Annotated in this window: 10 protein-coding genes; 2 read left to right on the top strand and 8 right to left on the bottom strand. The window is 36.7% G+C overall.

Translation table 11 applies throughout. The features are described 5' to 3' along the window. Positions 1-192: 192 nt before the first annotated feature. Positions 193-1,383, bottom strand: a complete 1,191-nt coding sequence (locus B4Q04_RS21030) for an FN3 domain-containing metallophosphoesterase family protein (RefSeq protein WP_088697991.1) — start codon at positions 1,381-1,383, stop codon at positions 193-195. A gap of 246 nt (positions 1,384-1,629) precedes the next feature. Between B4Q04_RS21030 and B4Q04_RS21035 the strand changes: the two genes are divergently transcribed. Further along, complete coding sequence (locus B4Q04_RS21035; protein WP_236631071.1) at positions 1,630-1,893, top strand: hypothetical protein; 264 nt, start codon at positions 1,630-1,632, stop codon at positions 1,891-1,893. A gap of 95 nt (positions 1,894-1,988) precedes the next feature. On the opposite strand, the gene B4Q04_RS21040 is transcribed toward B4Q04_RS21035, so the two are convergent. The 6 genes from B4Q04_RS21040 to B4Q04_RS22985 all read right to left on the bottom strand — a co-directional run bounded on the left by B4Q04_RS21040 (position 1,989) and on the right by B4Q04_RS22985 (position 11,283). Further along, the gene (locus B4Q04_RS21040; RefSeq protein WP_088697992.1) at positions 1,989-3,671 is read right to left on the bottom strand and encodes an alpha-L-fucosidase; all 1,683 of its coding nucleotides are present in this window, start codon (positions 3,669-3,671) and stop codon (positions 1,989-1,991) included. A gap of 485 nt (positions 3,672-4,156) precedes the next feature. Then, positions 4,157-4,825, bottom strand: a complete 669-nt coding sequence (locus tag B4Q04_RS21045) for an RluA family pseudouridine synthase (RefSeq protein WP_013994655.1) — start codon at positions 4,823-4,825, stop codon at positions 4,157-4,159. Positions 4,826-4,868: 43 nt separating this feature from the next. After that, positions 4,869-6,821: a YgiQ family radical SAM protein gene (locus B4Q04_RS21050; RefSeq protein ID WP_013994656.1), complete on the bottom strand. Its 1,953-nt coding sequence runs from the start codon at positions 6,819-6,821 to the stop codon at positions 4,869-4,871. A gap of 586 nt (positions 6,822-7,407) precedes the next feature. Continuing rightward, positions 7,408-8,424 carry a TQO small subunit DoxD gene (locus B4Q04_RS21055; RefSeq protein WP_088697993.1) on the bottom strand — a complete coding sequence of 339 codons (1,017 nt, stop codon included), beginning with the start codon at positions 8,422-8,424 and terminating at the stop codon, positions 7,408-7,410. An 871-nt stretch (positions 8,425-9,295) separates the two neighbouring features. After that, on the bottom strand, positions 9,296-9,793 hold the full coding sequence (locus tag B4Q04_RS21065; protein ID WP_013994659.1) for a hypothetical protein: 498 nt from the start codon (positions 9,791-9,793) through the stop codon (positions 9,296-9,298). Positions 9,794-10,104: 311 nt separating this feature from the next. Continuing rightward, positions 10,105-11,283, bottom strand: coding sequence for a YHYH protein (locus tag B4Q04_RS22985; RefSeq protein ID WP_088697995.1), 1,179 nt, complete (start codon positions 11,281-11,283; stop codon positions 10,105-10,107). A 383-nt stretch (positions 11,284-11,666) separates the two neighbouring features. On the opposite strand from B4Q04_RS22985, the gene B4Q04_RS22880 reads away from it, so the two are divergent. Beyond that, entirely contained in the window at positions 11,667-11,825 is a 159-nt protein-coding gene (locus B4Q04_RS22880) for a transposase (protein WP_201723432.1), read from the top strand. A gap of 66 nt (positions 11,826-11,891) precedes the next feature. Here the strand turns inward: B4Q04_RS22880 and B4Q04_RS21080 are convergent, their stop codons facing one another. Further along, positions 11,892-12,305 carry a hypothetical protein gene (locus B4Q04_RS21080; protein ID WP_013994662.1) on the bottom strand — a complete coding sequence of 138 codons (414 nt, stop codon included), beginning with the start codon at positions 12,303-12,305 and terminating at the stop codon, positions 11,892-11,894. Between the last annotated feature and the right edge of the window lie 174 nt (positions 12,306-12,479).

Consider the following 12,479-nt stretch of genomic DNA (forward strand, 5'->3'; position numbering starts at 1 on the left):
TAGGCCAAGCTTGTTTGCTTTGATTCGTCCGAAGCCCGATAGCTATCGGGGCAGCCGACCCTAAAGATAGCTTTGTTGCGCGTGATTTCCGTTTAGGAAATCCGCAAGCAATGAATTTTAGGCTTTGATGGCAAATCGTTTATTAATGCCGTTTTGGGCTCCTTGTTTTTTTAGGATACCGGAAGCTTAATATTATTTCTCAATGAACATGTTTAACACCTCTTTAGAATCGATGTCAATTCCCTTGATCTTAATTCCCGTTTTATCAATTAACAAATTATATCGCGTCTTATGGTCCGCAACTAGAATTGGAAAATTGTTTTCTTCAATCTTAGGAGGCTGAAATGAGTAATGGTGTGTATGGCCAGAGACCATTAAATCTATGCCTGCCTTGTTAAGTATGGGTACAAACTTTAACCTTACTTCAAGATCCCCATGCCATTCTTGTCCTCTGTTGTCATCATAGGGCGGAATATGCATAAAAGCTATTTTATGTTCGGCATTTTTAAAGGCATCTGACTTTACGACTTCCGATAACCAATTAGCTTGTTCGCTACGATATGCGTCAAAATCTGCAAATCCGTTATATTCTATATCCGAATCAGCCTTATCCTCTCCTGAATCCAATACAATAAACAATGTAGTTCCTATTGTATAGGTATAATAATATTTGTTATCTGGGAAATGAAAGTATTTTTTTAGTTCATGTGCCTTTCTGCCTCTTGTTTCATGATTTCCTCTTGCAATAACTAGCGGTTTATTTTGTGCAAATATATCAACACATGTATCTAGTACCCCATCATACAGATCGGATTCCGATTCAAAGGAATCCACAAAGTCACCATCTAACAATACAAAATCTGTTTTGTCCCATTCAACGCCTTTCAAAAGGCTGCCTACTTTTTCGGTATTTTCATGCATATCGCTTAGTACTAGAAGCGATATTTGTTCTTTTTTTATGGGCTGTGTTGTAAAATAAAGTGGTGCTCTTTTGTATACTTGGGTCGCCACGGTTTTTCCAAAACTCCTATCATCTTTTACTTCTGTTGAGTAGATACGATAGGCATATTTTGTCGCAGGATCCAAGTTTTTTAGTGTTACACTGTGTAGTACACTTATATTTTTTAGTCCATCAGATGCATTAAATATTTTCTCTCTTTCTTTTTGATAAAAATTTGATCCGTCTTCTTTATAGTATTCAACCCATGATATAGAATTTTTAGAAGTACTCCAATTAATTGTTATTTCATTGGAGGTTAGGTATTGAAGGTAGGGGCCATGTGTAATTTCAAGATTTTGGGCATACATCCATTGAGTGGAGCATATGAACAAAACGATGGCGTAAAAATCGCGTTTATTTATCATAAGTAGTTGTCTGTTCATTCAATAAAATATGTTTTTTGTCACAGTACTTATAGTACGGGGCACGGTGTCTGCAACAGTAGCGGGCGAGTTGATACCTTGGGAATGCTTCCCGTTACGCACTTGGCAAAAACTGTTTGTTTTGTCGTTTACGGTCCAATGCAAAAATTGAATATTTCGCTGACGCGTAATTTTCAATTTTGCGACTTGATAAATATACGCTGACCTTTAAATTCAGCCTTAAGGTCCGTGTTATGTTTAGGTTGTGTGCCTGTTGCACAAGTTAACGAAGAAACCATATGGGATCAACGTAATCTTAACGTTGGGTTGTTAAGTTTAGCCATGCAGGGAAAAGAGAAGATCCCGTTCGCCAAGGTGTTCAACGACGACCGTACGGTGGAGCCCACTTTCGGTCCCTTGCCCCAGTTCATGGGACTCAGGAAGATAAACAGCATAGGATGGGCAAAGGCCAACAAGGTGATACATCTCTCGGCGATCGCCTACAACCTGAAATTCACGAAATACCTTTGAAAAAGCGGGACGGGAAGCTTTGTTTTTGAACTCAGCTCCTTGTGGTACACTGGCGTTGTATCTCTATTCTTTCTATACTGCTTAATATTTATAAATTAGGGTTTTTTGTGAATTTTGATGGCAAAACCGTGTTCGCTTACCAGTTTGTTAGGGAGGTTAACTTGCAAGCCTTTGTCACCCAGTTTCCAATTAATTTTACCTTCATAACCAATTAGAGATACATCTTTTATTTTTTCCGCAGTGGGTGCACCCTTAGCCAGTGATTTAATATTAATTCTCCCGTCCTCTGGCCAAGCTAATACAATGGCAAAAAGCGTTTTGTTGTCTTTTGAGCGGGTAAAACGTATATCCTCGCTGCTATATTCGGTATAACTGCTTCCAAAAGTCTGGTGGCGAGGTGCTTTTTTTGTAGAAGGGCCTTCTCCGCTTACCTTCCAAGGACGTGTGGCATATATGGCTTCACCGTTTATTTTTAACCAAGCTCCAATTTCCTTAATAATTTTAATCTCATCTGAATCTAAAGTACCATCGCCCCGTAATGGAAGGTTAAGCATCAAGTTTCCGTTTTTACTCACAATATCCACAAGCATTGGTATTATTTCAGCTGCCTGTTTATACTTGTGTTGATAGTACATTTGTCTGTTATAATGCCATGTGCCGATACATTCGTCCGTTTGCCATGCATCAGGTAATATATCGGGTGCATTGCTTTTTTCAATATCGAGCATAATGGCATCACGTTGCTCTTCATTCAACATTTTGGTATTCATTACAGCTTCGTTTCTACCGTTCCATTTAGTGTTGGTGTTGTAAAAGTGTGCTGCCATTTTTAGCCCTAGGGTTGAATCAATCTCATACAATGGAAGCACAAAATCATCAAAGTAAATTTGGTCCGGTTTGTAATCGTCCCAAAGTTGGATTACACGATTGTAGTATTTTGTTATATAAGCTGAATCTGGAGTTTGAACACCTAAATTCGGGTCCCAGCTCCATTCGACAATATTGTTTGGGTTTGCTTTGTGATTTTGCTCGTATAAATCCTGAGGGTCATAGCCTTCCCACCATTTACCTTTTCCGTCAGCTTTTGTAAGCTTTCCATCGTAAGGAATACCGGCATATGGTCCTTCAGTATCAGCACCTTGTGCGGTTTCGTACCAGCTCCAGGCATGGGAAGCGTGTACACTGACACCAAAGCGTAAACCTAATTTTCGAGCAGCTTTGGACCATTCTCCGATAATATCTCTTTTGGGACCCATATTTACCGAGTTCCAAGGCTGGTATTTAGAATTGTAGTTGTCAAAATTATCATGATGGTTGGCCATTGCCATAAAATAACGAGCCCCACAATCTTTGTAAAGGGTAAGTAATGAATCGGCATTAAAATTCTCTGCTTTCCACTCATTGATTACATCTTTAAAACCAAATTCGGAAGGATGGCCGTAATGATCTAGATGGTAAAGGTATTGTCGATTTGTTTCAGTCCCAACCGTTCCCGTACTATCCGTAAAACGGTAGCCTGCTGTTTTTTCAATATACATATTACGGGCATACCAGTCGTCAGCTTCAGGTTCGCATTGTGCACCCCAATGGGCCCAAATACCAAATTTCGCATCGCGAAACCATTCTGGCGATTCATATTGCTTAAGAGATTCCCAAGTGGGTTCAAATGTTATAGGTTTTTTTGAATCTGTTTTTTCTTGTGCTATTCCTATTACATGATAAAATGTAAATAAAACAATAAATAATGTGCTTTGGTACATTTGTTTTCTTTTATTCATTTTCTGGTGCTTGAATATCGTACCAACTTGTTGTAAACGTCAGTATAAGAAACATAGGGCAGGTGATAAGCGATACGTTTCTGTTTGGTACAAAACCAAATATAAATATTTTGCTTTTATCATTTTTTGTAAATCCCATATTTTGTAGTTGGCAAGATTGCAAATACAGAGACCTTTCAGAAAGCCTTAACCGCCGTATATTTTTTTTCCTTGTGCCTGATGCACAACTCAAAATCTTAAACAAATACGTCCATCCTGATACTTAATGGAAATAATACCCTTTTAAAATCAGTAAGTTATGCTTCTTTATTTCAAAAAATAAGAGGATTGGACACCATGTCGAGTTGTGCAACGGTTACTTTTGACAGCAAAAATAGTGATACGTTTGAGTAAGTACGTTCTGCTTGTGGAGATTCAAACCTACTGAAATCTGTTCGAATACAGTTCTTCTGCACCATAGTACTTATTAAAAATAATCGATAGGTCTAGATGGATTTGAATGTCCAAAAATCGTTATTGGGCAGAGGTGCTTCAAAGGTCTGGGATTCTTTGGAGCTTGAGTTTTCATAGGTTATTTTCCATGCATGTAGGCAAATGGATAGGGGAAAGTATTTTTGATCCGAACCATACTTTTCATCTCCGATAATAGGAAGGTCTAAATTGGCTAATTGCGCCCTTATTTGATGGAATCGACCTGTTTTTGGCTTAATTTCTAAAAGATAACCGAAATCGTTTTTGTCTATAACCACATAGGAAAGTGAGCAGTTCAGGGCGTCTTTTGATTTTGTCGGGACGATGTCCGCTCTTTTTTCTAAGTTGTTTTTTACAAGAAAATTCACCAGGTTCCCTTTGTTCTTTGCCGGCTTATTCTTAACAATTGCCAAATAGGTCTTTTGAACTTTACGGCTACTGAAAAGGTTATTGAATTCTACAAGAATGCTTTTCTTCTTTGCAAGAATTAAGACACCACTTGTAACGCGATCTAACCTATGTATGATGCCAAGATAAGGCTTCCGCTTACTTTTTAAAAGGTGATTCAAAACCTGAGTCTCGACTGTGACCGCTTCGTAAGGACTTTTTTCACTTATAAGTCCCGCCGCTTTATTTACAACAATATAGTCTTTGTTTTCATGAATGACATCAAGTTCTGGCATTGGGAGTTTTACTTTTCAATTTTCGAATGGGGTAGCAGACGTTTTAACGTCTCTTATTTTTAGATTTACGTTTGTTTTTTAGGCGTGAATGACTTGCAGGAATCGCGTCATCAAAGGTGTTTTTAACTTTCTTCGGTTTAATGCTTTTCCAAGAATCATTTTCTTTTTCGGGCACTAATGCTTCTACCAAATCTTTTCTGCCTAATTTATTCAACGTATTTCTGATCCAGCCTTTATTTTCCCTTTTATACCAAAAAAAGAAGCGATGCTGCTCATCCTTTTCTTGTTTTGTTTTTGGAGTCTTGGTCGGTTTTAGTGTGTAAGGATGAAATCCACTATAATAAATAACCGTTGCAACCGTCATTGGTGTTGGCGTAAAACCTTGTACTTGTTCTAACTGAAAACCCATATTTTTTGTTTCAGCCGCTAGATTGGCCATATCCTCTACTTCGCAAGCAGGATGATTTGAAATAAAATAAGGAATCAACTGAAGCTTCAGGTTCTTCTTTATATTGATTCTATCAAAACGCTCTTTAAATTTATGAAAGTATTGAAAGGAAGGTTTCCGCATCAGTTTTAAGACGGGATCGGACGTATGTTCCGGAGCCACTTTTAAACGCCCGGAAATATGCTTTGTCATTACCTCTTCCGTATAATCATCTAATTCTTTAGGGTCCGCATTTTTATTGAATTCGGGCACTAACATATCGTGACGAATACCACTTCCGATAAATGATTTTTTTATTTTAGGATGTTTATCTACGGCTTGATATAACTTGGTTAGCGGTTTGTGAGAGGTATCTAGATTACTGCAAATGACTGGGGAAATACAAGAAGGGGCCACACATTTATCGCAAATGGACTGTACCTTCCCTTTCATCTTGTACATATTGGCCGACGGCCCTCCAATATCTGATAGGTAGCCTTTAAAATCAGGCATGTTGGCGACTTTGTCGACTTCCTTTAAAATAGATTCTTCACTTCTACTGGCAATAAATTTTCCTTGGTGTGCCGAAATCGTACAAAAACTACAACCTCCAAAACAACCACGATGAATGTTAATGGAAGTCTTGATCATTTCAAACGCAGGAATTGGCCCACGTTTATTGTATTTCGGATGCGGTAACCGAGTGTAGGGCAAATCAAAAGAAGCATCAATTTCCTTTTCGGTCATTGTTGGGTATGGTGGATTTATCACCAATATTCTATCTTTTACGCCTTGAAAAATTCGTCTAGCTTTAAGCTTATTAGATTCCTGCTCTATGACTTTAAAGTTAGAGGCAAATTTTTTCTTATCCTTTAAACAAACATCGTGCGAATGAATTTCTACATCTTCCCAATTTTTGTTTTTAGGGGTAGCTTCATCCTTATCAATTAAAAAAGCGGTTTGTTTTATGGTTTTTAAACTCGAGAAAGGCACTCCTTTTTGCAAGAGCTCAACCACTTCTCGCAGAGGTTGTTCACCCATACCATACACCAACATATCTGCTTTAGAAGTTTCTAAAATAGTTGGCAATAATTTATCACTCCAATAATCATAGTGCGTAACACGACGCAGGGAAGCTTCAATACCCCCTATTAAAACGGGAACATCCGGGAATTTATCTTTTAAAATATTTGAATAAACCGATGTGGCGTAATCTGGTCGAAATCCTTTATCACCATTTGGGGTATAGGCATCCTTATCCCTACGTTTTTTACTAGCGGTATAATTACTCACCATGGGGTCCATACACCCACCGGTAACTCCAAAAAATAATTTTGGCGTCCCCAATTTTGTAAAATCTTGCAAATCATCGTTCACATTCGGTTGCGGAACAATAGCTACTCTTAAGCCATAGCTTTCCAGAATGCGACCGATAACGGCTGGTCCAAATGAAGGATGATCTACATAGGCGTCTCCGCTAAATAGAATAACATCTAATTCTTCCCAACCCCGAATTTTCACTTCTTTGTTCGTTGTTGGTAACCAATCTGAAAGTCTGTTTTCTTGCATTTGACTACAAAGGTACGTTTAAATTTGTTATAGAACTTAACAATAAAGTCCATCAGAGCAACAGTTTGGCTTGATCGAAGCCTCTACATAAACTTGTTGAAAAATCCTTTGGCGCAACAATTACGCATGAATAAAATCCATCTGGGTGTAGCCATCCCTAAAAGCAGGTAAGGTTACATTTTTGCTTGAAACTCTAAATCAATTTTTGTTCTAAAACATTACGTTCCAAGGACGTTAAAATACGATGGTTTTTCACTCACGAAATGTTTTGTTAGTATTGCTAGCGACCTTGTGTATGAAACGCAGCATAAAAAAGCGCTAGCTTTTCGGATTGTACACGATCCGGATTTTTAAATTAGGCGGTATTCGCAAATACACACAAAGCTCTCGGAGAGCCTGTAATAGCTATGTTTTTTATACATTGTGCCTGTTGCACAACTCAAAATTTAAAATAAACACGTCAATCCTGATACGTAATCGGTACAATACCTTTTTAAAAACCAGTATGTTATGATATTTTAAATTTCAAAACATAGGGGGTAGACTCCATGTCGAGTTGCGCAACGGCCACTATTGTTAGCTTTAGTTATTTTTCAATCAAATGTGTCCAAAAAGCACCGCTAATATCTGTAATTTTCAGGGTGTATATTCCATTTGCCATGTTCGATAAAACCGTATGATTTAAGCTTATTCTAGCTTTAGCTCCCAATGGAACAATTAAGCTATGTTCTCCTGGTTTGATTTTGGCAATATAATAATTATCGAAATTCTCCTTTTTCAATTGAGCTAAATCTTCTTGAGTATATTGAAGGACTGTATTATGGTTTTTATCAATTAACTCAATTGCTATTACCCAAGAGCCGTAAACATCAACACCTTCTGTTCTAAATACGTCGAACGAAAGTGTCGAATTTTCAATTTTACCTTCTGTAATTTCTAGTTTAGGTTTTACGGATTTATTGTGTAGTGTGCCCCATAAGCCACCGTGAAATACTTGGTTGGTCATTAAGGTAATCCCAAGAATAAGCAAAGATCCTATTAATACTACTTTCGGGAAAATTCTTTCTTTGATAGGAATAGTACCAGAGCCAAGCCAAGCAAACCATTTCTTTTTGGTGAATGAATAATTATGATTTACAAAGTAGTTGTCTAATGAATACTTTCCACTTCCTGTTAAGAACAGAACAAATCCTGTGGCAATTCCCAACACTCCTATTTGCCATTCATCAAGACAAGTCGTACCAATCCATCCAGAACCTAAAAGTATTCCCATGGCCAAACCAAAAACGCCAATACTCATCAATCTTGTAAAAAGACCAAAAATGATAAATAGACCTACTATACCTTCAATGATTGTAAAGGCGACCATATTTATCCATAAAATGTCTGGGTTTTCTACTAAATATTGAATTATCGGTTTTATACCAAGTGCATTTGGTAAAAAGTGATTGAATTTCTCCCCAATGTAACCCGGTAGATCTGGGTCTAATTTGGTGGCTAGAATTGTTCTCCTCCAGAAAGCTGAAAAATAGGTCCAGCCTACTACAAGTCTAATAGCTAAAGCTAATAGGCCTGAATCGTTCTTTATATTTATTTCTTTCATTTTATTGCTTGCTAAATCGTTAAAGTAATAAAGCTCTTTTTAGTAAGATTTCCCCCATCAAGAATACGTGTAGCTAACTTCAAGATTCTTATCTTGAGTTATCATTTTTATAAGGGATTGATTATTAAATACAGTTGGTTAACTGATTGGTTTGAACGTAAATAGTCAACTACGAATAGACCTGGATGTTTTGGTATAAAATGTAAAGGGGTATGGAAGGAACCCGTTTAGAAGCACGGATTCGAAAGGTGTTGTTAACCTTTAATCGAGTAGGAAAATGAAAAGCAAATAACTCATTATTATATAAAAAGTCCTGTGCTTTTGTATCTGATGTTGAAGATGAATGGTTGATTTCGGCAATATCAAAAGCCACACAGCTTGTTGCCGAAATTGTGGTCCGACTTTTATTTAATACGTTTGTTTGAGGGAAATCTAGCTCGGCTTGTATAAAGTTCCTAACCTTACACGGCGAAAGTAAAAGCAACAATGCTAGTCCGAATACGGACAGGATTAAGTAGCAATTTTTTATTTCCAGCTTTTCTTTCATTCCGGGCAAAATTAGTATTCCAATTTTACAATTGTGTTATTTTTTTCATAATAAAATCTAACGGTTTCGAATATGGGTAGGTGATGGGGTGGCACTCAACTTTACAGGTACACACCAAACTGACACGAGCGCGACGAACTGGCGCAAGCATCATATCATAATCCGATAAATCAGGTTTAATTTTATCGAGAATAATTTCTAGTCCAAAACTATCCTTTATCGATTTATCATAAACCCTTTAGTTTTTATATTCTTTATAAGGTCATAGATCCAATAAAATCTAAAAAGAGTTATTTCGTCAAATAGTATATAGGCAATCTTCGTTTATTCATCAAGATATTCAAGGGCGACAGGCATTGTCGAATAAATACAAAGAATGATATTTTCTTTTCTAAATAATAATTTCACTTCAGTAGACAAACTAGAGTGATATAACTCCGGTTCGGATTCTAACTTCCAAAAGTTTTTATCTAGTTGCAATTCGTCCCATAGGTCAATTGATATCTTTTTTGATGATCGATCAAGATAGTTAGTCCAAGAATCAAGAGAGTCAGGTTCAACTTTTAATGCAAGTTTAATATTATAATCTGAAGGTCCAGGAATTCTACCTGTTCCATTGTCTTGGAACCATATATGATATTCAGCTTCAATAAGACCTGATTCCTTTGTTAAATACTTTTTTAGCGTTTCAATTTTTTCAGTCTTATCGTCAATTTGATAGCTGTAAATGTCTGCTGATTTATTCTCGGCTTGACAGGCATAGATTATGAGTGTTACCAAGACTAAACAGTATTTGTGGATTATTTTATCAGCTTTGATCATACTCTATTTCAATTGAAGATAAGGCTTGGGCTAAGTGCAGATCGGAGGTACGACATCTGCGACAGCAGTGGGCGAGTTGGTGCGCTGGCCTGTTTCTGTCTACGAACATAGCTAAAGCTTTTTGTTTAGTTCTATTTTTTCTTGTCCAAAGTTAAATTTTGAATATTTCGCTATCGCGTAATTTTTAATTTAGCGACTTTATAAATGTACCCTTTTAAAATCAGTAAGTTATGGTTTTTTTATTTGAAAAAATAAGGGTTTGGGACGCCATGTCGAGATGCGCAACGGTTCTTTGTTGTGTATAATGTTTTTTACTCTTTTACTTCTGTATACCCAGGTAACCCGTGTAAACATTTTATAATTTGGTTTCCACCAGGTTCTCCAGCGTGATAGTGATATCCTCTTTTATCATCGGAATGCCCACCACATTCGTCCAAATCTGTTGGCTTGTTTCCGTTTTTATCCAATAAGCCATAAATTGCAAATCCGTCGATTGCATAACCGATAATTGGCGAGTGAATATCAGTTTGCGGAATTTCTTTTGTTGAGCCGGTAACTGCGTGATAATGATAGCCTCCGTGCGGATTTACGTGCCCTCCGTGGTCATCTAAAGGCGCTATTGTATGAGCTGCTAATATTGCGTGTGTTGGTGCAGGTGGGTCATACTTAACTCCGTTGAAAGCAACTCCTATTCCTCCTCTTCCAAAACTTTGAGCGGTTTTTATATATTTTGGGGTGACTGGAATTACAAAAGTGGTTACTTGGTCTTTGAAATATTCGGGCAAGCATTCTACACAATGGTTATGATATTCTTCCTCTACATTTGGTTTTGCTGCCGCCAAACAACCCTCTTCTGTATCGGTTACTTTAATCGTTCCATCTTCTCTATATAATTTCCATTTGTCATCGCTGTAAAACTCATCTAATTTAGCAATAAAGTGTCCTGAAACATCATAAACTTTATCATCTTTAAACCAAATTCCAGCTTTCTCCATTCCATCCTCGATATGTCTAGGACACCAAGGTCCCATTTTATGCTCAGTTGCTTGGGAATTTGTTTTAATGACATAACAAAGTGTCTCAATTCCGTTTAATTCAACTATTTGCTTTTGTATTCCATCAATTATGTTTTCTGAAATAAAATAATTCGTATTTACTGGAATGGTCATAACCGAAGCGTCAATCTCATTTGACAAATTTGTATTTGTTTGTTGTGGGGGTCTATGCTCTTGATTCTTTTCTGCTTTATTAAGTTCTTCTATGGTCAAAAAGCCATCATTGTTACTATCTATATTGGTAAAATCGTCAGCGATTGGTCCTTTTACTTCACTTTTCGATAATTTTCCGTCTTCGTTACTATCCAATTCAGAAATTATCTGTGTCGAAGAAGGTTTTTGTCTATTTGGTTCTTGCTGTTCTTTTTTTTCTTGATTTGATTTGCAAGAAATCAAGATTGAAAAAGTCAATAGTATCAATAACAGGTTTTTCATTTTATTTAGATTCTTTTTTAATTCGCAATGGTTACATCTAATCAGCACTATTTCTTGAATTCTGGAAAGTTTTTCAATATTTTACACAATGCTTACGTATAAGAATAGTTGAGGATTTGCGTGCGAGGTTTTTCCGAAGGAAAATCAGAAGTAGTAAACTTGCAACGACCTTTGTTTAAGCCTAACACCAGCAGTTTTTTATATACGGCGTGCCTGTTGCACAAGTTAACGAAAAAAACATAGAGGGTCAACGTGATCTTAACGTTGGGGCGTTAGTTTTAGGTATGAAGGTAAAAAAGAGGTGTCAAGAAACGCTGTTCGCCCATTAGCAGTTAAGCGAGCGTATTCCGAAGAGCAATTTTTACAGAAGGTTAAAGGAGGTCTTGGAGCTGCGGTTCCTATATGGTCTTACCCAAGGCTATTATGGGGACAGCGGCCAAAAGAGCATAGAACCGGTAGTCTTCTTCATACTCTGTCTTGTGGGGTATGTGGAGAACATCATCAGCGACCGTAAGCTTATGGCGCATTGTTCCCTGCGGTGATTTCCTCTCGTTAAACCGAACATTTTTTGTATTATCTGAACAATTTTTAAGTGTTGTTTTTTTAGATTACCAAAATTTCCAAAAAGGTTTTGCTTTCTTAGATTCGCCTCTTTTATTATTTTGTTCTTGAAGCAATATATCGTTTAATGTCTCATTCATAATTTTTACCTTATATAATTTCATGTCAAGACTTATTTTATTTTCATCGATAATTTTTTCAATTAAAGAGATACATTCTTTGTCGTTTACATATGCTTGTAGATTTTCAAAATGAGGTGGATTGGGAATATCCAACAGCCATTTTTCTTTCTCATTTATGAATTGGATAGATTTATCATTTTTATCTACAAAACCAATAAAACTTTCATCTTCATCTACTAATTCTAAAAAAATATTTATAGCATCCTCTGCATTAGTTTCAATTGGATTATCAGAGTTTATACTTTTATCCGTCCCATAATTTGTATAAAATAATTTCATCTTTAAAATTGGGTTAATAATTCAAATTTTGTTTTTTATTGAATTGGTGCTAACGGTTGGGCTGAGCTAAATAGGGCAGGTGGCACGCAACCAACCTTCCGTCTTACACTTCGTCAAAACTTTTGCGTTGTGTAATTATCTTTATTTTCTAATTGCCAACTTAGCGCAGCGTTA

The sequence above is a fragment of the Zobellia sp. OII3 genome, assembly GCF_002211465.1.
Lineage (GTDB): Bacteria > Bacteroidota > Bacteroidia > Flavobacteriales > Flavobacteriaceae > Zobellia > Zobellia galactanivorans.